At 66.5% G+C, this 20,511-nt stretch carries 22 protein-coding genes; 4 read left to right on the top strand and 18 right to left on the bottom strand.

Annotation, left to right across the window (positions count from 1 at the left end; genetic code table 11):
- Positions 1–60: 60 nt before the first annotated feature.
- Positions 61–633: a tetratricopeptide repeat protein gene (locus BMY53_RS21390; protein WP_092948528.1), complete on the top strand. Its 573-nt coding sequence runs from the start codon at positions 61–63 to the stop codon at positions 631–633.
- 18 nt (positions 634–651) lie between these two features.
- Entirely contained in the window at positions 652–1,032 is a 381-nt protein-coding gene (locus BMY53_RS21385) for a hypothetical protein (protein WP_092948510.1), read from the top strand.
- Between the two features lie 201 nt (positions 1,033–1,233).
- Here the strand turns inward: BMY53_RS21385 and BMY53_RS21380 are convergent, their stop codons facing one another.
- The gene (locus BMY53_RS21380) at positions 1,234–2,259 is read right to left on the bottom strand and encodes a methionine synthase (RefSeq protein ID WP_092948509.1); all 1,026 of its coding nucleotides are present in this window, start codon (positions 2,257–2,259) and stop codon (positions 1,234–1,236) included.
- Positions 2,260–2,315: 56 nt separating this feature from the next.
- Positions 2,316–3,299, bottom strand: coding sequence for a DUF1852 domain-containing protein (locus tag BMY53_RS21375; protein ID WP_092948508.1), 984 nt, complete (start codon positions 3,297–3,299; stop codon positions 2,316–2,318).
- A gap of 104 nt (positions 3,300–3,403) precedes the next feature.
- Between BMY53_RS21375 and BMY53_RS21370 the strand changes: the two genes are divergently transcribed.
- Positions 3,404–4,312: a LysR family transcriptional regulator gene (locus tag BMY53_RS21370; protein WP_092948507.1), complete on the top strand. Its 909-nt coding sequence runs from the start codon at positions 3,404–3,406 to the stop codon at positions 4,310–4,312.
- Between the two features lie 185 nt (positions 4,313–4,497).
- The gene (locus BMY53_RS21365) at positions 4,498–5,220 is read left to right on the top strand and encodes a class I SAM-dependent methyltransferase (protein WP_092948506.1); all 723 of its coding nucleotides are present in this window, start codon (positions 4,498–4,500) and stop codon (positions 5,218–5,220) included.
- 11 nt (positions 5,221–5,231) lie between these two features.
- Here BMY53_RS21365 and BMY53_RS21360 read toward each other — a convergent pair whose 3' ends face one another.
- The 16 genes from BMY53_RS21360 to BMY53_RS21285 form a co-directional block, all read right to left on the bottom strand.
- On the bottom strand, positions 5,232–5,915 hold the full coding sequence (locus BMY53_RS21360) for a 4'-phosphopantetheinyl transferase family protein (RefSeq protein ID WP_177200989.1): 684 nt from the start codon (positions 5,913–5,915) through the stop codon (positions 5,232–5,234).
- A gap of 97 nt (positions 5,916–6,012) precedes the next feature.
- The gene (locus tag BMY53_RS21355) at positions 6,013–6,435 is read right to left on the bottom strand and encodes a hypothetical protein (protein WP_143074175.1); all 423 of its coding nucleotides are present in this window, start codon (positions 6,433–6,435) and stop codon (positions 6,013–6,015) included.
- Positions 6,436–6,475: 40 nt separating this feature from the next.
- The gene (locus BMY53_RS21350; protein ID WP_092948503.1) at positions 6,476–7,714 is read right to left on the bottom strand and encodes a beta-ketoacyl-ACP synthase; all 1,239 of its coding nucleotides are present in this window, start codon (positions 7,712–7,714) and stop codon (positions 6,476–6,478) included.
- Positions 7,711–8,436, bottom strand: a complete 726-nt coding sequence (locus BMY53_RS21345; protein WP_218151282.1) for a 3-ketoacyl-ACP reductase FabG2 — start codon at positions 8,434–8,436, stop codon at positions 7,711–7,713. Before BMY53_RS21345 ends, BMY53_RS21350 begins: the two co-directional genes overlap by 4 nt.
- On the bottom strand, positions 8,433–8,903 hold the full coding sequence (locus BMY53_RS21340; protein ID WP_255370313.1) for a hotdog family protein: 471 nt from the start codon (positions 8,901–8,903) through the stop codon (positions 8,433–8,435). The genes BMY53_RS21345 and BMY53_RS21340 overlap by 4 nt, the downstream gene beginning before the upstream one ends.
- The gene (locus tag BMY53_RS21335; RefSeq protein ID WP_092948502.1) at positions 8,896–10,074 is read right to left on the bottom strand and encodes a beta-ketoacyl-ACP synthase; all 1,179 of its coding nucleotides are present in this window, start codon (positions 10,072–10,074) and stop codon (positions 8,896–8,898) included. Before BMY53_RS21335 ends, BMY53_RS21340 begins: the two co-directional genes overlap by 8 nt.
- The gene (locus BMY53_RS21330; RefSeq protein WP_092948501.1) at positions 10,071–10,682 is read right to left on the bottom strand and encodes a DUF3261 domain-containing protein; all 612 of its coding nucleotides are present in this window, start codon (positions 10,680–10,682) and stop codon (positions 10,071–10,073) included. The genes BMY53_RS21335 and BMY53_RS21330 overlap by 4 nt, the downstream gene beginning before the upstream one ends.
- Positions 10,679–11,755: an SAM-dependent methyltransferase gene (locus tag BMY53_RS21325; protein ID WP_092948500.1), complete on the bottom strand. Its 1,077-nt coding sequence runs from the start codon at positions 11,753–11,755 to the stop codon at positions 10,679–10,681. Before BMY53_RS21325 ends, BMY53_RS21330 begins: the two co-directional genes overlap by 4 nt.
- Entirely contained in the window at positions 11,748–14,039 is a 2,292-nt protein-coding gene (locus BMY53_RS21320; RefSeq protein ID WP_092948499.1) for an MMPL family transporter, read from the bottom strand. The genes BMY53_RS21325 and BMY53_RS21320 overlap by 8 nt, the downstream gene beginning before the upstream one ends.
- Positions 14,036–14,662, bottom strand: coding sequence for a LolA family protein (locus BMY53_RS21315; RefSeq protein WP_092948498.1), 627 nt, complete (start codon positions 14,660–14,662; stop codon positions 14,036–14,038). Before BMY53_RS21315 ends, BMY53_RS21320 begins: the two co-directional genes overlap by 4 nt.
- Positions 14,659–15,075 (bottom strand): acyl-CoA thioesterase, encoded by a 417-nt coding sequence (locus BMY53_RS21310; protein WP_092948497.1) that lies wholly within the window; start codon positions 15,073–15,075, stop codon positions 14,659–14,661. Before BMY53_RS21310 ends, BMY53_RS21315 begins: the two co-directional genes overlap by 4 nt.
- Positions 15,068–16,594 carry an HAL/PAL/TAL family ammonia-lyase gene (hutH, locus tag BMY53_RS21305; protein ID WP_092948524.1) on the bottom strand — a complete coding sequence of 509 codons (1,527 nt, stop codon included), beginning with the start codon at positions 16,592–16,594 and terminating at the stop codon, positions 15,068–15,070. The genes BMY53_RS21310 and hutH overlap by 8 nt, the downstream gene beginning before the upstream one ends.
- Positions 16,575–17,504: an LpxL/LpxP family acyltransferase gene (locus BMY53_RS21300; protein ID WP_092948525.1), complete on the bottom strand. Its 930-nt coding sequence runs from the start codon at positions 17,502–17,504 to the stop codon at positions 16,575–16,577. The genes hutH and BMY53_RS21300 overlap by 20 nt, the downstream gene beginning before the upstream one ends.
- Complete coding sequence (locus BMY53_RS21295) at positions 17,501–18,247, bottom strand: glycosyltransferase family 2 protein (protein WP_218151280.1); 747 nt, start codon at positions 18,245–18,247, stop codon at positions 17,501–17,503. The genes BMY53_RS21300 and BMY53_RS21295 overlap by 4 nt, the downstream gene beginning before the upstream one ends.
- Positions 18,244–19,959 carry an ApeI family dehydratase gene (locus tag BMY53_RS21290; RefSeq protein WP_177200988.1) on the bottom strand — a complete coding sequence of 572 codons (1,716 nt, stop codon included), beginning with the start codon at positions 19,957–19,959 and terminating at the stop codon, positions 18,244–18,246. The genes BMY53_RS21295 and BMY53_RS21290 overlap by 4 nt, the downstream gene beginning before the upstream one ends.
- Complete coding sequence (locus BMY53_RS21285) at positions 19,956–20,504, bottom strand: COG4648 family protein (RefSeq protein WP_092948495.1); 549 nt, start codon at positions 20,502–20,504, stop codon at positions 19,956–19,958. Before BMY53_RS21285 ends, BMY53_RS21290 begins: the two co-directional genes overlap by 4 nt.
- Positions 20,505–20,511 lie beyond the last annotated feature (7 nt).

Below are 20,511 nucleotides of genomic sequence, written 5' to 3'. Positions count from 1 at the left end.
ATGACGGCCGCACGCCCGATCCAGGGCGGACGGCCTTTTTTCTTTCAGCAGGGCTGCACCATGACTCCGAACGTCTCTCTCAGTGACCGACTTCGCCAGGCGCTGGCAGCCAGCGCCTCCGGCGATACGGACACGGCCCTCCAGCTCTTCCGCCACGCGGTGGACGAGGAGCCCGAGTCGCCGCTGCCGCCCTTCCTGCTGGGTGCAGAACTGGCGCAGTTGGGCCGCATCAATGAGGCGATCCAGGCCTACGCCGCCGCCACGCTGCTGGCCCCTACCTTCCACATGGCGCGTTACCAGCTCGGCCTGCTGCAGTTCACCTCGGGGCATGCGGCCCTGGCGCTCGTGAGCTGGCAGCCATTGTTCCTGTTACCGGCGACGGAGCCTTTGCGCGCCTTCGTGCATGGCTTTGCCGCGCTGGCCAACGATCAGTTCCCGGAGGCGCTCACGCACTTCCGGGCCGGCCAGGCAATGAACACCGAAAACGTGCCGCTCAATGGTGACATTCAACTGGTGATTGATCGCATCGAGGCATTGAAGCAGACCGCGCAGGCGACGCGCGAAGTGGACACTGCCAACGAAGATGCTTCACACGTGCTGCTGTCGAATTACCGCAGCGGCCCGATGCACTGATCCACGGCGTTGCCACCCATGACTCCCATCAATGCGGCCAGCGCGGTCGCACTCTTCATTCGGCAGAACGGCATAGGCCGGCGGCAAGGCGCTGAGGCGCCGACGCCGCCGGGCAAAGCCGGCGTGGGCTCGTCCAAGGAGGGGGGAAGACAGGCTGTAGCTTCGCTGGTCCTGCGCCGCATCAAATTCATCGAGCCTACGGATCCTGACCGCCGGCGCAAGGCGTTCCGGATCTTCATCGAATCTGTACTGCTGTTCGAACTCGGCAATGAGCTGATCAACGATCCGAAGTTCTATGACCTCGTTGACGAAGTCGAGTCACGGATGCGTGGAGAGCCCAGCCTGGTGAACTCGATTGACCACGCGGCCGACCTGCTGCTGGCAGCACCGAACGGCTGATTCCCAAGAGTTGTGTATTGCGGGCCCCGGCGTGCTGTTGCTGTCGACCGACCTCATCTCCAAAGACGCATTCTTCGACCTCAAGTTCGGCTACAAGCGCGAAGTCGTCCCCGGCGAGCACTTCGTCCCAGACACGAGTTGGCCGGCATCAAGGAGGCGCTCGAGAGCCAGAACGGCTGGGCAGGCGTCTTTCGCCCCCCCTTACGCCGACGCCAACCGAGCCTTCGCCAGCCGCGTGCCTGCGGCCAGCGCTTCCAGCTTGCGCCAGGCCACGTCCCGCCCCATCGGGGCCAGACCGCAATTCGTGCAGGGGAACAGCCGCTCCTTGGGCACGAACTGCAGTGCCCGGCCGATGGTGTCAGCCACTTCTTCCGGCGTCTCGACCACGTCGCTGGCGACATCGATCACACCGACCATCACGTCCTTGCCGGCCAGCAGCGCCATCAGGTCGGGCGGCACATGAGAATGGATGCATTCCAGGCTCACCTGGTCAATGCCGCTGCGAGCCAGCGCGGGAAACACGGCCTCGTACTGGCGCCATTCTTCGCCCAGGGTGCTCTTCCAATCGGTGTTGGCCTTGATGCCGTAGCCGTAGCAGATGTGCACGGCCGTTGTGCAGGTCAGGCCCTGCGCTGCGCGCTCGAGCGCCTGCACGCCCCAGTCGGCTGCGTCCTTCATGTAGACATTGAAGGCGGGCTCGTCGAACTGGATGATGTCCACGCCATCGGCCTGCAGCGCAAGGGCTTCCTGATTCAGCACCTCCGCAAACGCAAAGGCCATCTTCACCTTGTCGCCATAGAAGCGGTCCGCCACCGTGTCGACGATGGTCATGGGCCCGGGCAGGGTGAACTTGAGCTTCTTCTTCGTGTGCGCGCGCGCAAACTGAGCTTCAAAGGCATGCACGCGGCCCTTCAGGCGCAGGGCCGACACCACCTGCGGCACCATCGCGTCGTAACGGTTGTCGCGGATGCCCATCTTCACTTTGTTCTCGAAGTCGATGCCCTCCACCTGCTCCAGGAAGCCATGCACGAAATGCTGGCGCGATTGCTCGCCATCACACACGATGTCCAGCCCAGCGTCCTCCTGCGCCTTGATCCACAGCAAGGTGGCATCGGCCTTGGCTTGCAGAAGCGCATCGCCTTCAGCCCGCCACTGAGGCCAGAGCTTGTTGGTTTCTGCCAGCCAGGCGGGCTTGGGCAGGCTACCGGCGATGGAGGTTTCAAACATCTGCGAATTCCTTTCAGGCAAAGCGGGGTGGTTGCCGCGAATATTGGGGAGACGGGTCAGAGCGCGCAACTCGCGGCCCATCGTTCAAGAGCGCGTTTGTGCGGCTTGATGAAGTGCTCCTCCGTGAACTTCCCTTGCTTCACGGCCAGTTGGCGACGCTCCTCCCGGTCATAGACGATTTGCGTCAAGGAGTAGTCCGGGTGCTTCAAGCTGGGGCGATACAGCCTTCCCGCCGCGGAGTTGGCGTTGTAGATCTCGGGGCGGTAGATCTTTTGGAAGGTTTCCATCGTGCTGATGGTGCTCACCAGTTCCAGATTGGCGTAGTCGCCGAGCAGGTCGCCGAGGAAGTAAAAGGCCAGCGGCGCCACGCTGCCCGGGGGCATGAAAAAGCGCACCTTCAGACCCATCTTGGCAAAGTACTGGTCGGTGGCGGACAGCTCGTCCTGCAGATATTCCACGCCCAGGATGGGATGCCTGTTTTCGGTCCGCTGGTACGTCTTGCTGCTGGAGGCGCTGATGCAGATGACGGGCGGCTTGCTGAAGCGCTGCTGGTAGGCACTCGAGTTCACGAAGTGCTTGAACAGCTTGCCATGCAGGTCTCCGAAATTCTCCGGCGTGCTGAACGTGGATTGATTGGCGTTGTGCGCCAGCAGCAGGACACTGAAGTCGTAATCGCGGACGTAGGACGAGAAGTTGTTTCCCACGATGCCCTGGACCCACTCACCGGTTTTCCGGTCCAGGATGCGGGTGTTCAGGATCTCGATCAGGGGGAACACGTCAGCGCCGACGTGTTCTCCGATGCTCATTTCCACCGACACGATGTCGAGCTCAACAGCGTAACGGTCGCCGGTCGGGTTATCCCAATCCGCCAGGGCGTTGAAACGGTTGTCGATCATCCGAAGGGTGCTGCGCAGGTTCTCCTGACGATGCTCCCCACGCGCCAGGTTGGCGAAGTTGGTCGTGGTGCGCGTGCTCTCCGACGGTCGGTAATTCTCATCAAAACGGATGGTCTTGATGTTGAAGGCGAAACCGTTGCTCATGGGGTGGCCGATGACTTCTGAGATGAATCTGACCGATGCTATCGACGAGGAACCATGACGTAAAATGGTTTAATTTCAACGATTCATGAATATGGCTCATCCTTATGCTTGAGCGCATCCATCTCAGCATCGTCCAGCAGGTCGAGAAGCAAGGCTCATTGACGGCCGCCGCGGGCGTGCTCAACCTGACCCAGTCTGCACTGAGCCACAGCATGAAGAAGCTGGAGCAGCAGCTGGGCACTGACGTCTGGCTGCGCGAAGGCAGAAGCCTGCGCTTGACGCAGGCGGGCCAATACCTGCTGGCGGTGGCGAACAGGGTGCTGCCGCAGCTGGACCTGGCCGAGGAGCGTCTGGGCCAGTTCGCGCAGGGTGAGCGCGGCGCGCTGCGTATCGGCATGGAATGCCACCCTTGCTACCAGTGGCTGCTGAAAGTGGTGTCGCCCTACTTGGCCGCATGGCCGGACGTCGACGTGGACGTGAAACAGAAGTTCCAGTTCGGCGGCATCGGTGCGCTCTTTGGCTATGAGATCGACTTGCTGGTGACGCCTGACCCGTTGTTCAAGCCGGGGCTTACCTTCGTGCCGGTCTTCGATTACGAGCAGGTGCTGGTCGTGGCCAAGGGGCATGCGCTGGCTTCGGGCGCGTATGTGAAGCCGCAGCAGATGACCCAGGAGGTGCTCATCAGCTACCCCGTGGACATCGAGCGCCTGGACATCTACAACCAGTTCCTGTTGCCCGCCGGGGTGACGCCCAAGCGCCATAAGGCCATCGAGACCACGGACATCATGATGCAGATGGTGGCCAGCGGCCGTGGCGTGGCCGCCCTGCCGCGCTGGCTGGTGGACGAATATGCGGCCAAGATGGACGTGGTGCCGGTGCGGCTGGGGGCTCGCGGCATCGCCAAGCAGATCTTTCTGGGAGCGCGGGAGGCGGACGCCACCATCGACTATGTGCGGGCGTTTATTGAATTGGCCGCGGCGCGCTCCAAGGTTGACGAGCCAGCGCGTTCCTAGGGAACCTCTGCATGCCCTCTGCATGCCCTCTGCATGCCCTCTGCGAGTTGCGGGGGCCCATCAAGCGCCTTTCGCTCGCGATCGGAAGGAATATCGCACGGTTGCGGCGCAAGGGTGTCCGATAAAATCGCACCCAAATTCCAGAACAATCCAGGGAGGCCCGTGGGCCACCGCTTCACGCGTTCATGACCACTTCGCTTTCGACCCGCCTCGCCGCACGCAAGCTGGCTTTTGTACCCGAGACACGTTTCGGGATCTGGTTCCTTTCCACGGCCACCTGGCGGGTGCACGTGCTGGCGCGCGCACTCAACGACCTGCAGCGCATGGCCCCCGATCTGCCCCAGGGCGGTGTGGTGCTGGATATCGGCACCGGCCAGGGCCATTCACTGCACGAGCTAGCGCAGCGCTTCAAACCCACCGTCATTCACGCGCTGGACCCTGAGCCAAACTTTCCCGCCCATTGCGCACCGATGCGCGAGACCTGCCCAGTCGCAGTCACGCTGCATGAGACCCACGCCGAAACAATCCCCCTGGCGGACGCCTCGGTGGACCTGGTGCTCTGCCATCAGTCGCTGCACCACATCGTCGACCAGACCGCTGCGCTGGCCGAGATCTTCCGCGTGCTGAAGCCAGGCGGCTATCTGCTGCTGGCCGAAAGCACCCGGGCCTACATCCACAGCTGGGTCATCCGGCTGCTGTTCCGCCACCCCATGCATGTGCAGCGCAGCGCCCCCGAGTTCCTGGACATGCTGCGCAATGCCGGCTTTGAATTGCGCGACGACCACATCAGCACGCCCTACCTCTGGTGGAGTCGCAAGGATCTGGGCGCGTGGGAATGGATGGGGTTCAAGGTGCCCACCGTGCGCGAGGAGACCCTGCTCAACGCGGTTGCCCGCAAGCCGGGCTGAGGCGTCGGCCCTCAGCCCACCCGCAGGCGCCGCGTACCGTAGCGACGCCATTGCAGCAACGGTTCGGCCTCGATGACGGATGGAAGCGCCGGATCCGCAGCCAGCGCCACAACGACATCGCCGTGCACGGCAGCCGCCACGTCAACCATGCCGCCCTGTCCACCGTCTGCATCGAACTCCAGGCTGCGCATCAAGGCGAAATCAAGGCCACGCTGACGAGCCTTGAGCCAGGCCTCCTTGAGCGTCCAGGCCTGCAGAAAGCCATGTTCGCGCTGGGCTGGCGTCAGGGCCGCGAGCGCATGCTGCTGGGAGGGGCTGTGAACCGTCTCGGCCAGTGCCAGATAGTCTCGACGGCGGGCTCGCGGGCCCTCGATATCAACCCCCACGGGAACGTCCGCCACGGCACAGGCCACATGGTGCCCGTGGTGGCTGATAGAAACGAACACTCCACGGCTGCCAGCGATCTGGCAGGCGCCACTGGCAGCCACTTCCAATGCAGGCAGCTCGTCTGGCGGAAGGTTTGGCAACAGGCCATTGCGGCCCCTGCCACTGATGCCGCTGGCGCTCGCCCAGCGCCGCACGGTCTGGCGAGCCAACCAGCGCCCTGCGAGAAAACTTTGTCGCCGGGCCTCAGTGCTGAAAGTGGCCCAGCGTGCCTGCTCCGTGGCACTGAGCCACGTCGCAGGCAGCGCCATGCCCGATTCCAGCTCCCGCTGATTTGCAAGCAGGCACAGCAAGCTCATCGGACGGCCATCACGGGAAAGTCGGTCTCCACATGCTGGCCCACCGGATTCACTTGCCGGCCACCGCCGCAGTCGCCTCGGAGGCGATGGCGCGGCTCAGGTTGCCCACCCAGGTGTTGTAGAACGGATGGATCATCGGCGTGCCGTTGATCGTCTCGTATTTCATGTTGACGCTCGAGACGTAACGGATCTGGTAGCCGGTGCTGTCGTAGGTGATGGCGACCACCACCTCATGCTTGTTCTGCTTGTTGTACTTGAGCTGGATGTTGCCGGCTTCCTCGCGGACCACGGTCCACTCGAACCGGGCACCGCCGCGCACGATGGCCTGCTTGACCTGCTCGGGCGTCAGCGTCCCGGCGCTCGCGGCCACGACCACACGCTCCGGCTCAACCAGCGCCACCGGCGTACGTGCCTGCGCAGCACCGAACACCAAGGCCAAGGCAACGCCAGCCATCATCTTCTTCATCATCATGGTGATCACCGTCTGTTTGTTAACAAGATTCGAACAAAAATCAGTCCAGCCGACGCAGGATCAACGAGGTGTTGATGCCGCCGAAGGCGAAATTATTGGTCATCGCAAACTCGGTCTGGAGCTGGCGACCGCCGGTGCGCACGTAGTCGAGCTCGCCACAGCGCGGGTCCACCCGGCCCAGGTTGAGCGTCGGCGCGAACCAGCCCGCACGCATCATTTCCAGGGTCATCCACGCCTCGAGCGCGCCGCAGGCACCCAGCGTATGACCCATGTAGCTCTTCAGCGACGAGATCGCGACGTTGGTGCCAAATACCGCCACCGTGCCCTGGCTTTCCGCTATGTCGCCCTGATCGGTGCTGGTGCCATGCGCATTCACGTAGGGAATGGCGCTGGCGGGCAGCCCCGCGTCTTCCAGCGACAGGCGCATGGCCTGCGCCATGGTCGCGGATTGAGGTTGCGTGACGTGCGTGCCGTCGCAGTTGGTGCCATAACCGACGATCTCACCCAGCATGCGGGCGCCACGCGCCTTGGCATGCTCATATTCCTCAAGAACAAAGGTGCAGGCGCCCTCACCCAGCACCAGGCCGTCCCGGTCCGCATCGAACGGACGGGGCGTGAGGCGCGGTTCGTGGTTGTACTTGGTGCTGGTGGCAAACAGCGTGTCGAAGACCGCCGCCTGGGTGGGGTCCAGTTCCTCCGCGCCACCAGCCAGCATGGCCACCTGGCGGCCGCTGAGGATGGCCTCGTACGCGTAGCCCAGCCCCTGGCTGCCTGACGTGCAGGCGCTGCTGGTGGTGATGATCCGGCCGGTGATGCCGAAGAACACCGCGATGTTGACGGTCGCGGTGTGCGACATCATCTTCACGTAGGTGTTGGCATTGATGCCCTCGATGCTCTTGGCGCTCATCATGCGGCCGAAGTCGCCCACGGCGCTGGGCGTACCGCTGGAGCTGCCAAAGCTCACACCCAGCTTGCCGCTGGTTACCAGCGGATCACCCAGCAGGCCCGCCTGCTCGAGCGCCAGCTCGGAGGCCCGGGTGGCCATCTGGGCCACCCGACCCATGCTGCGCATGCTCTTGCGGTTATAGCGGTCGGCCGGCAGCTCGAACGGTGCACAGGGTACTCCCACCTGGGTGTTGAGGCCGTCGTACTCCGCCCAGGCCTGCATGCGCTGCACCTTGTTGGACTCGGCCCGAAGGCTGTCCAGCACCGTCTCGGCGTCATGCCCCAGCGGCGACAACGCCCCAACGCCGGTGATCACGACCCTCTTCTTGCTCATCCCACCATCCCCCCGTTGACCGAAATCACTTGCCGCGTGATGTAGGCCGCATCGGCACCCATCAGGAAACTCACCACCGCGGCCACCTCTTCCGGCCGGCCCACTCGGCGCGCCGGAATGATCCTTAGCGCCTCCTCCAGCAGGCCTGGATCGACCATGTCGGTCTCGATCAGGCCGGGAGCCACGCAATTGACGGTGATCTGGCGGCTGGCCAGCTCCACCGCCAGCGCCTTGGTAGCGCCGATGATGCCGGCCTTGGCAGCACTGTAGTTGACCTGGCCGCGGTTGCCCATCAAGCCCGACACCGATGCGAGCGTGACGATGCGCCCCGGCGCCTTGCGCCGCACCAGCGGCATGGTCAAGGGCTGCAGCACGTTGTAGAACGCATCCAGGTTGGTGTGGATGACGTCATCCCAGTCTTCGCCGCTCAGCGCCGGGAAGGCGCCGTCGCGGGCGATGCCGGCATTGCAGACCACGCCGTAGTAACAGCCATGGGCCTCTACGTCCGCCAGCAGCGCGGCCGATGCGGCGGCGCGGTCGGCCACATCGAACTGCAGGATGCGGGCTTCGCGGCCCATCGCTCGGATCTCCGCCGCAGCCGATTCAGCCTGGCCGATCTCACGGCGGCAATGCAGCACCACGTCATGCCCATCGCGCGCCAGGCGAAGCGCAATCGCCCGGCCAATGCCGCGGCTGGAGCCTGTCACCAGCACTGTGCTCACGGTGTCTCTCCCTTCAGGAACTCACGGGGGTCTTCCGGCCCGAAAACGGTAATCGTGGCGCTGGCCAGCTCAGCCTCGCCACAGTGGATATGGCAGTCAAACTGCCCGAGGCCATTGTCCGCTTGATAACTGCGCTGGATCTCGACCCGCAGGCGCTGCCCCGGCTCGAACCGGGCCACGGCGCTGCGGTAACGGCGGGTGCCCAGCAGAAAACCAATGCGCGGCGCATGGCCTGCCTGGCGGCCCTGCCAGCCGGCCCAGGCGGCCACCGCCTGGGCCATGTACTCCAGGCCGACCCAGGCGCCTACGCCGTCTTCGCGGTTAAACAGACCAGCTTCAGGCACGACCACCTCGGCCACGAGGCGCTCGCCTTCGGCGGCGACTACGCAGTCCAGCAGGCTCATCGCGCCCGCATGAGGCACCAGCTCGGCAATGGAAGGCAAGGATGAAGAGATGGAATCAACCACGGCTCAGCACCAAAGTGGCGTTGTTGCCACCGAAGGCAAAGGAATTGCTCATCACGTGGCGCGGCGCCTGTGCGAGCCGCTGACCCGGTTCCACCAGGGTAATGGCCGGGATGTCGGCATCACGCTGGCCGTCGAAGTGGTGCACTGGCAGGCGGCCGTCACCCGCCACGGTCAGCCAGGCAATGCAAGCCTCGATGGCGCCGGCCGCCCCCAGCGCATGGCCGGTCAGCGGCTTGGTGGAGGAGCACGGCAACGCCAGGCCGAAGAGCTCGGCCACGGCGCGGCTTTCCATCGCATCGTTCTGCGGGGTGGCCGTGCCGTGCAGATTCAGATAGCCGATGTCGGCGGGAGTGAGGCCGGCGCGGTCCAGCGCCTCGCGCATCGCTGCCACGGCGCCACGGCCCGTGGGCTCCGGCGCAGAGATGTGGTGCGCGTCCGAGCTCTCGCCGTAGCCGGCGAGGCGCACCGGCGACGGCTCGCGGCTCAGCACGAACAACGCCGCGCCCTCGCCGATGTTGATGCCGGCCCTGGTCGCGCTCATCGGGCGGCAGCGGGCCTCGTCGACGGAATCCAGCGCGCTGAACCCGGCGACCGTCATGCCGCACAGCGTGTCCACGCCGCCCACCAGCACCGCGTCGCACAGCCCCGCCTTGATCAGGCGAGCGCCACTGGCCAGCGCCTTCGCGCCCGACGAACAGGCGGTGGATATGACATAGCTCGGCCCGCCCAGGCCCAGCAGAGTGGTCAGCATCAGTGCGGGTGACCCCAGTTCCTGCTGTTCGACATGGAACGCTGGCGGCAGTGCGCCCTCTTGCGCAAAGGCGCTGATGGCCGCTTCGCTCTCGCTCACGCCGGAGGTGCTGGTGCCCAGCACCACACCGATGCGATTTGCGCCATGGCGGGCGATCGTCGCGTCCACGAGCTCACGGAGCTGGGCCAGCGCCGCCAGCAGCATCGCATTGTTGCGGCTGCGCGCCTGCAACGGCAGATGAGCCACCGACGGCAGTGCCGCGCCCACGGCGCCCAGATGCACTGCATGACCGGGCCAGACCGACGTGTTCATCGCCACACCTGAAAGCCTCGGTGCGAATACCGCTTCCCGGAGTTCATGGAGGCTGGCACCGGCCGCGCAGATCACCCCGGGGGCATGCAGATAGACGGCGTCGTTCATGGCGCTCCCCCCAGCGGTTGGGATTCAATCAGCAATCGGTAGCCCTCGGCCATGTTGACGATCTCAACGAGGCGATCTCCCGGTCGGGACACGCTCAGCCTCACCTCGTTACCCTGGCGGAGTTCTTGGCGGAGCGCCTGGCCGCTGCCTGTCTCGATCCACTGCCAGCCATCGGGCAATGCGGCACGCACAGCATCGGCGGGCCAGAACACCAGGCAAAGATCGCGCAGCATCCGTTCCGTATCCACTTCCGCCGGCAGGCGTGGGTGGCGCCAGACCTGCAGCGCCTTGCCGTCCCACTGCATCAGCAGGACGCGCTGGTTGAAGGCGAAGCCCGCCAGCAGCAGGCCGGAAGCGTCCAGCTGTAGCTGGACCTCCACCTGCTGCGGTCGAGCATCCGGCCGGTCCAGCCGGGTCACGGACAACCGCTGGCTCAAGGCGTGGCTGGCGGTGCCCAGCGCCGCTGGCGGCAAGCGCAGCTCTGGCAGCAAGCTGCGCGGCGGCTGCGGTGGCGCCGTGGTACAGCCGGCCATCAGCCCGCCCGCCGCCATCACTGTGGCAGTCAAGGCGGCCAGCGTAGCCAGGCGGATGGTGTCGCGTCGCTTCATGCCAGGACGAATCTCATCAGGCTGTGGCAATAGCCAATGCCGTCGCGCACGGTCTGTAGGCGCAGGCCGGCGGCCTCCGCCAGGCGGATGTAGTCGGTGCTCTCATATACCTTGCTGTTGCCGCTGGCCATGGCCGTGAAGTACGGAGACGTGTTGATGAGGCAATAGGCCGCAATGTCGTAGCGTTGACGGTCCCAGAAGGTGTCCATCACCAGCACATGGCCGTTGGGGCCCAGACAGTCCTTCACACGGCGGAAGATGCTGGCGATCTGCTCCTCGCCGAAGCAGCTGAGGAACTGGCTCATCCATACCAGGTCCATGCCTGAGGGAAGTGGCACGGCCGGATCCAGCAGGTCACGGGGATGGAAGCTGGCCCGGTCCCGGTGACCGGCCTCCGTGAGGTTCACCTCAGCCGCAGCCAGTTGCAGTGGCAGATCGACGAGGTGTAATTCCACGCGCGCGTCATGCGCCAGCGCCGCGAGGCTGAACTTTCCGGTGTTGGCGCCGATGTCCATCAGCCGGCGCGGCACAGTGGCAAACACGTCCGGCAGGATGTCGGGGAACGACGTGTCCGAATAGTGATGGTCGAAGGCGAACCAACTCGATCTCGCGGGCTCCGGCAACTGCGAAAGCACCGGATAGATGCTGGTCCAGTCGCCCAGGTGTGCCAGGCCCAGCGGCTTGCCTGCGTCCAGCGAGCGCTCCAGTTCAAAGAGGCCCTGGTAGCAGACGTCGTGCACGAAGTCGAAGTTGATGCGCGTGATGTCGTCGGAGATGAGGCAGAAGCCCGTCTTGTCCAGTTGCCAGCGCCCCGCCTCGATCAGCACGACACCCGCCGAGAGGCAGGACTCCAGCACCAGCTTGAGTGCATAACGGGTCCAGCGCCCAGTGGCTTCCAGCGCTTCCAGCGTGATGCCGCGCTCGCCCGCCTCCGCCAGCGCCTCCAGCATGCCGCGCTTCCAGGCATAGCGCACGCAGTGAAAGACCACAGGGCCGAAGGCGATCTTCTGAGCGTCGAAGCGGGCGTCGAAGGCCCTCTGCCGGGGCGGCGAGAATTTCTTGGTCTCAAGCATGGGGCATGAAGAACGGAGTGAGAAGCCAGGCCAGGAAGACCCCGAACAGCAGGGTCAACCCGAAGGCATGCAGGGCAGGAGTGCCGGACAACGCGAGCAGGCCAAACGCCAGCAGCGTAGACGCGGCGGCAAGCGTCACGGACAGGAAGGGACGGGTCTCTCGCTTCCCGGGTTGTTCGAGCAGGAAAATGCCGTAGTCCACGCCCAACCCCAGCAGGATCAGCAGGGGCAGGATGTGGAAGAGCTGCAGCACCTGGCCTGAAATAGCCAGGAGCGACACGGTAAGCACGCTGGCCAGCGCCGTTGGCGCCAGCGCTCGCCAGGAGACTGACCCGAAGCGCCAGGCCAGCGCAGCCCACGTGAGCAGGTAGCCGAGCAGCAGGACACCCGTCATCAACACGCGGTAGCGTCCCAGCAGGTGGCTGACCTCCTCGACCTTGTCGATCCAGGTCACACCGTCAAGTTGCAGCGCAGCCAGCGCCGCGCGGGTGTCGCGGGTTTGAGCCTTGGCACCGCGCAGCAGCACGGCGGTGGCGTGGTCATCGCCGAGACGGCCCAGCCATTGGGCTCGGAGCGGCTCGCTGGCGGGGCTTGTGAGCCAGCCCGAGGGCAACAGGTCCGCGCCAGCGGCGGCGGGCGCGTCGACAGGCTGCTCCAGCCGGGCCGCAAGTTCCGGTCGAAGCGCGTCAAGACGACGAACGGCCAGCGTGGCGTCCTGATGCTGGCGGCGCAGCGATGGCAGCCAGTCGGAGACGGCCTGCACCTCCAGGCCCATGCCACGCAACTGTGCTGTCAGCGCTTCTTCGCGTTCCAGCATTTCCTGGTCGCTGCGCCCGCGCACCACAAAGAACTGTGCCACACCGGGCGCCTGAATCAGCCTGGCAAACTCACGCTGCTGTTCCACCAGGGCGGGCGGCGCCGACTGCAGTTGGCGGATGTCGTCATCCACACGCAACCGGTTGGCACCTATCACCGCCAACACGGCAGTGACGAGGCAAATGACGGCCAGGCCGCGACGGCCCAGGCTGGGCCAGAGCGCGCGCCGCGCCCCCAGCCACTCGGCGAAGCGCGTGGGGGCCATACGGCCGTGGCCGTCGAGCAGCGGGAACCACCACAGCACCGTCACGAACGCGGCTACCAGACCCACGCCTGAAAACACGGCCACCTGACGCAGCCCCGGGAATGGGGGCAGTGCCAGCAGCGCATAACCGATGACCGTGGTGGCCATAGCCAGGCTCACGATCGGTATCTGGCGCGACAGCATGGCCCAGCGCTCGGACGGCTGCAGCCCCTGGCGGGCGCTGAAATAGTTGCTGCCGTAGTTCTCCGCCACCCCCAGCAGGCTGGCGCCGAACACCAGCGTCACGAGGTGCAACTCGCCAAACCACAGCAGGCTCACCGAGGTGGCCACCACCAGACCGACCCCCATCGACAACATCACCAGCAGGCGCGGCCGCAACGAACGGAAGGCCAGCAGCGTGAGAGCGACGATGCCGATGAACGAGCCCAAGCCGATCGTGTGGATCTCCGACTGCGCCTGCTCGGACGCCGCCGCCGCGAACAGCGGCACGCCGGCCTGGATGACCTTGGCGCCGTGTGCCTGCGCCGCCTGCGCGGCTGCGGCCAGTCGCGGCAGCACCGCCCGCTGGGCACTGATGGAAAACCCGGAACCGGGTAGCTCGATCAGAATCAGCGCGTAATGGTGCTGCGGCGCATCGGGGTCGGTCAGCATGAGGCGACCGTCCTGCACCCGCACGCGGCTGCCCTGGGCACGCTCGGCCAGCCATTGGCCGAAAAGGTTCAGCGGATCGTCGGACCAGCGCCCGGCGCGTGGACCCGCTATGGGCTGGTACAGCCCGGCAAGCGCGACATCCGCCAGTTCGGCGGTGCTCGCGTCAGCCAGCCTGGCGCGTGACGCCGGCGTCAGCAGGCGGGTGCGCACCGGCACGTAGAGGTCCAACCAGGCCTGCTGGTCGGCCTCGGCGACCAGATGACGGGCGGGCAGGTCGCCCAGCGTCTGCAGGAAGACATCGGCCGCCGACCGGGCCTGCGCCCAGTCGCCGCCGCCCACCAGGATGCTGATGCGGCGCGAACCCACGTCGGCAAGGGCCTGCGTGGCCATGGCGGCAACCGGCCGTTGCTCGTCGCGCGGCAGCATGGCCAGCACGTCCGTGACCGGTGCATGGTGTTGCACAGCCCAGTACCAGGCGTTGTGCGCCAGACAGGCGAGCACCACCACGAGCCACAGGCCCGCCAGCCGCCGGGTGACGCGCTCAAGGTTCACTGGAACAGACCGGGCTCGGGCACGGCGTCCGGCCGCAGGTTGTCCAGTTGGATCAGGCTTTCGTCGCCGTTGGCCTCGAAGAGCTGGATCCGGCGTACGAAGCTGTCTCCCTCCAGGGCGACCTGCTTCAGCACCTGCCGCAGCGGGCCTGGCTTGGGCAGCAGCGCAAGCTGCCACTTGTCGCCCTTGACCTCGCCGCTGAGGTCGAAAAGATCGGCCAGTCCGCTCACATCGCCATTGAGCAGCGAGAACATCAACGTGTTGATGACACGCACCGCCGGCTCACGAGCGGCCTCCAGGCGCATGGCCGTCTGGCCGCCCTGGGTAGCGCGGATCTCGTCGCGCGTGAGGCGCAGCTCGCTGGCGAAGGGCTTGATGGTTCGCCAGAGCACGCCCAGGCCACGGGCCAGCACGAACTCGCCACGCGAGACCAGCGGCTTGGTGAAGCCTGGCACCTTCTTGGTCTGCGTGAAATCCCCGCGCAGCCACTGCGGCTGCTTCAGGCGCTGGTGGACGGCCTGACCGAGGTCCGGGACGGCCTGGGCGATGTTCGCGGCCAGGAGGGACAGGCCACAGGCCGGCCCGGCGGCAAGCCCCTGGATCAGGAAAGTGCGACGCTTCATGCGGGCTCCACGCCGAGTTTCTGCCAGAGTACCGGCGGGCAGACGTACTGCATCTCCCGCGTGGTGATGCTGAGGGCCACCTGGATCGTGTGGGCCTTGTTGATGGACTTCCCGGTCTCGGCGTCACGGATCACGTACTCGATCTTGAGGCGGTTCTCCCATTCAACGATCTCGGCCCGTACGATCACACGCCGGCCATAGGGCAGCATGTCCACGTACTTGAGCCGCATGTCCACGATGGGCCAGGCGTAGCCCGAGTCTCGCATCTGCGGATAGTCATAGTTGAACCGGGCAAGCAACGCATTGCGGGCCAACTCCAGATACTTGACGTAGTTGCCGTGCCAGACGATGTCCATCGGGTCCAGATCATGGAACGCCGGGCTGAGTTCGATTTCGTGCCAGAGCTCAGGCATACAGGTTCCACGCACGTGCACGCAGGGCGTCCACCAGGCCGCGCAGCTCACGGTCCAGCGCCCGGTCCTCGACAACAAGCGGCAGCCGCTCGGACAGGTCGGCCTGCATGCCGGCCACAGCGGGCGAGAGCGCCAGCGGGGTCAGGCGCTCACGCAGCGCCAGTCCCTGACGGGCCGCGATGAGCACGCCGGCCGCCACCTGCTCGGTAAGGTCCAGCACGCGCAGCGCATCACGCGCGGCGATGGTTCCCATGCTGACCTTGTCCTGGTTGTGGCATTCGGTCGAACGGCTGAAGACTGAGGCCGGCATGGTCTGCTTCAGCGCCTCGGCCGTCCAGGCGGATACGCTGATCTGCAGCGCCTTCAGGCCATGGTTGATGGCGGCCCGCTCGCCGGTAGCGCCGGAGAGATTGGCCGGCAGGCCATGGTTGTAGCGCCCGTCCACCAGCAGCGCGAGCTGGCGGTCCAGCAGATCCGCCACGTTGGCCACCGCTGTTTTGAGCGTGTCCATGGCCATCGCAATGTGCCCGCCGTAGAAGTGGCCACCATGCAGCACACGTTCGTTGACGGGGTCGATCAGCGGGTTGTCGTTGGCACTGTTGAGCTCGTTCTCGATCAGCTGACGCAGCCAGGGCAGCGCATCCTCCAGCACACCCACGACGTGCGGCGCGCAGCGCAGCGAGTAGCGGTCCTGCAGGCGCTGCTCGTTGCGCGACGGGCGGTCGCTGGCCAGGTCCGCGCGCAGCCGCTCCGCCACGAGTTGCTGGCCCGCATGGGGCTTGGCGGCGAACAAGGTCTCGTCGAAGTGGTGGGCGTTGCCCGCACTGGCAACCACATTCATGGCCGTAAGACGGGTGGCCAACCGGGCCAGGTACTCGGCGCGCTCGAAGGCCAGGCAGGCCAGACCGGTCATGACGGCTGTGCCGTTCATGATGGCCAGGCCTTCCTTGGGACGCAACCGCAGCGGCGTGGCACCGACCGCGCGCAGCGCGTCGGCGGCGGGCACGGTGGCTCCGTTGACACTCACTTCGCGCTCACCGCAGAGCACGGCGGCGAGGTAGGACAGCGGCGTGAGGTCGCCGCTGGCACCCACCGAGCCCTCGCTGGGAATCAGCGGCATGAGGTCATGGCGCAGTAGCAGCTCGATCTGGCGCAGCAGGTCCAGGCTTACGCCGGACATGCCCTGGCACAGCGACGCCAGGCGCGCGCCCAGCACGGCGCGCGTCTGCGGCGCGGTCAGCAGCGCACCAGCACCGATGCCGTGGTAGGTGTAGAGGTGGTGCGGCAGCTCGGGCACCAGGGAAGGTGGCACGGCCACGGTGCAGGAGTCCCCGTAGCCGGTGGTGACACCGTAGACCACACCGTCCTCGGCGAGCAGTCGGGCGACGAAATCGGCGCCGGCCTGGATGCGCGACTGGAACGCCGGTGCGCGGCCAAGTTCAGCCGTGGCCTCGCGCCGGGCGATGGCGCAGATGTCCTCGATACGCAGCCGTTGCCCGTCAAACGTGATGTGCGGCATGGGGGGCAGGGTGGGCGCGGTCCCAAAAGGCATAGAAGTTGAACCAGTCATAAGGAGAGCGGTGCAGCCGCAGCGTCAAGGCGTCGGCGAAACGGCGCGCATAGGCCGCCATGGCGGCCTCGCGCGAGCGGCGGGGCAGCTCTACGACGTCCGCCAGTTTTTCAAATTCGAGGGCGTAGCCCCGGCCTTCGTGCAGGCTGAGCATCAGGAAGAGCGGGCAGCCCAGCAGGCCGGCGATCAGGTAGGGGCCAACGGGGAAGTCAGCCTCGCTGCCGAGGAAGGGCACACGCACCGTCTTGCTGCCACGCACCGGCACCCGGTCCCCCGCGATGGCGATGAACTCCCCGGCCGCTACCTTGTCCGCGAGCTTGAGTGTGAGCGCCATGTCCAGGTCGCTCACCTCGATGAGCGCCACCTCGATGTGCGGCCGCAGGCGGCGCAGGATGCGGTTGAAGGCTTCCGCATGGCGGGTGTGCACCAGCACGTTGACCTTGAAGTCGGGCCGGCGCTCGGCCAGCATTTGGCACAGCTCCAGGCAGCCCATGTGGGCGGTCACCAGCACGCCGCCGCGGCCGGAACGCGCCAGCTCGTGAATGACCTCGGCGCCGCGTTCATGCACATGGTCCATGGGATAGCGGCCGGCCATGGCCAGCAGCTTGTCCAGCATGGTCTCGGCGAACAGGCGCACGTGGGCCAGGCCCTCGGGCCATCCGGCCTGGGGCTGGAGGCGGCGGAGGTACCCGAGGCTGTGCGCGCGCAGCGCGGGCTGCGCCAGCCAGTAGGTCAGGACCACCGGCCAGAGCAGCACCCGGAAGACCGCGCGGCCCAGCAGGCGATGAACGCCGAAGAGCACCCAGATGCCAGCGACGAAGGTGGTTTCGCCCATCGCCGCCCAGTGCCGTGAGCTCATGCGGCCCACCTGCGCCAAAGCAGGCGCGGGGCGCGCCACAACATGCCGAAGAAGAGGCGGGTGTGCATGGCCGAGATCAGCACGTTATCGCGCAGGACCCGGAAATGCGAGACGCCGTCCTCGGGGTAGCGCACGCGGGTCGGCTGGTTGATCACCGGCACACCGGCCCAGACGAGGCGCACGGCGATCTCGACGTCGAAGTCCATACGCCGGCCGATGCGGCTGCGGTCCAGCACAGCGATAGTGGGCGACAGCGGGTAGATGCGAAAGCCGCACATTGAGTCACGCACGGCCATCGAGAGCGTATTGATCCAGACCCAGATGTGAGTGGCGTACCGGCCATAGAGCCGTCCCTTGGGGACGCTGGCGTCATACAGCGGGCAGCCGCAGATGAAGTGCGCGGGGTGCTGGCGCGCCTGGGCGATGAAGGCCGGCACGTCGGTGGTGTCGTGCTGACCGTCGGCGTCGATCTGCAGGGCGTGGGTCCAACCCAGCGAAGCCGCGTGGCGCAGGCCCGCCATGACTGCCCCGCCTTTGCCCTGGTTCTCGGGAAGGCGCAGCAGCTGGATGCCGTCCTCGGCTGCCAGGCGGTCCAGCGCTGCGGCGCAGACGGGCTCGCTGCCGTCATCCACCATCAACACCGGCACCCCGTGGGCACGCAGGGCGCGCGCCACGCCGACGACCGGAACGGCATGGTTGTAGACCGGAATGACCGCGCCCACGGTCATGGTGGCAGTCGTCATGTCGGGGCTCCGAACAGCACTCGACCGCTGGCATGCGGACCGTGCACGGACTGGTACTGGAACGTCAGACGATTCGCGGCCTGCCATTCCAGCGTGAGCATGAGCTGCGTGCCGGGCGTGACCACGCGCTGGAACTTGAGCGCCTCCAAGCCGGAGAACGCTCCCGTGATGTCGAAGCACTCGTGGCCGAACAGCACCGCCCACTCCAGCTGGGCGACGCCGGGCAGCACCGGGTGGTCGGGGAAGTGGCCGTCGAACTGGGGCAGCGCGGCGTCCACCTGCAGGGTGAGCATCACCTTGCCGCCCTCGCGGGTGATCTCGCGCAAGGCGGGACGACGCGGGTCGAACTCGGAGAGCAGGCGCGCCTGGGTGGATTTGCCTTGCGCGTTGCGCGGCAATTCCGGCAGAAAGCGCCAGCGGCGCGGCAAGGCGACGCGTTCCACCACGCCCAGCAGCTGTTGACGCAGGGCTCCCGCCAGAGCGCGACGGCCGGCGCTGTCATGCAGCGCCCAGCCTTCGGCAGATGGCACAGCCACGACGCCGAGCTGCACGCGCGGATCGTCAAGCATGACCAGGCGCAGTGCGGACAGCATGCCCCCCTTCAACAGGCGTTCTTCCACCGCCTGCAACGACACGCGCTTCTCGGCGATCTTGACGACCCGGTCGGCACGCCCCTGCAGCTCGAAGCCGCTGGCCACCGCCACGGCCCGATCGGCGCCAGGAGTCCAGTCATCCGTCTGGAGATGAGGCGAGCGGAGCTCCAGCCGGCCATCGTCCAGACGCCATTGCACGCCAGGCAGAGCCTGCCAGAAGACTGGCGCTGCGCGGTTTCGCTGCCGCCAGGCGACGCCGCCAGTCTCGGTGCTGCCAAACACTTCTATGGGGGCGTGGCCGAACACACGCAGCGCGTCCGGCACTGCCGAATCGGGCAGCGGCGCACCGGAGCTGAAGACCTGCCGCACGCGGGCAGCCTCTGCCGGCACCTGCACAGGCAGGCGGCCCAGATGAGTGGGGCTCGCCACCAGGACGGCGGGTGAAGAAGCTGCCAGGCTGCCGGCTTGCGCGGAAGGCAGCAGCTCGGCAAGGTCTTCCAGATAGACCAGCGTGCGGGCCTGCTGGGTCCGCCCCGTGGCCAATGGCCACAACACGCGGAACAGCAGGCCGTAAACGTGCTGCGGCGACACGCTGGCCACCACGGTGCCGCCGGCGCTCGGCGCGCCAAAAGCCTGTTCCAGCGCATCGACCTCGTCGAAGAGCTGACGCAGCTGCTTGACACAGGCGGTGGGGGCACCGGTCGAGCCGGAGGTGAAGACCACCAGCCCCTCGGCCTGTGGTGACAGCGGTTTCGTGGCGAATGGGGCCGCGCGCTCCGCGGCCTGCAGACGCGGCACGCCGTCCACTCCCGCGCCGTCACCGGCCCAGCCGGCGACATGCGGACGCAGGGCGGACTGCGTGGCCGGCGTCAGGTCCCCCGGCAACCAGGCCTGCTTGCCCGCCTGCCAGAGCCCGAAGAGCGCGGCCGCGAATTCCAGGCCATCACTGAAGAAGAGCACGAAGCACTGCCCGGCGGCCAGCTCGAAGGCGGTCTGCCAGGAACGGGCCAGGTGGCTGAAGTCGCTCCAGGACACAGGCACGGCGCCCCGCCAGCCGACGGCGCCGGCGGCATCCACGGGCTGGGCGAGCAGGCTCGCCAGACGTTCGCTCGGCTTCATGAAGTCGCCATTCTGGCGCGCACGCGCCGGCGCACCAGCCATTCACCACCCATCAGCAGGCCCATAAGACCATAGGCGAATAGTCCGTTGTAAAGCGCCCAAATGCGTTCGCTGGCCCAGAGCGCCGTGGCCAGGGCCACGCCGCCGTTGACCAGGAAGAAGCCGCACCAGATCTGCGTGACGCGGCGCGTGTAGACGATGGCTTGCGGCGGCAGGTGGGGGTCGGTGAGGCGCGCCAGCCGCTCTACGACGCTGGGGCCTCGCACGAGGCTGACGGAAAAAAGCGTGAGCATGGCGAGGTTGACCAGCACCGGATACAGCTTGAGCGGCAGGCTCTGGTTCAGCAGCGCCGTGAGCGCCGCCAGCAGCAGCGCGGCCGCGACGATCCAGCGCGCCTGCACCTGCCCGCCGGTGCCGGTGGCCATGCGCAGCAGGCCCAGCACGAGCAGCAGCAGCGCCATGTAGCGCGGCTCGATGTGTCCGAGGCTCACGAACACCAGCAGGGGATAGGCGGCCGTCAGGGCCAGCACGAGGGCCCAACGCATCGTGAAA

It is taken from the genome of Roseateles sp. YR242 (assembly GCF_900109745.1).
Taxonomy (GTDB): Bacteria; Pseudomonadota; Gammaproteobacteria; order Burkholderiales; family Burkholderiaceae_C; genus Roseateles.
The sequence above is the reverse complement of the archived record's forward strand: the minus strand, read 5'-3'. Positions and strand labels throughout refer to the sequence as shown.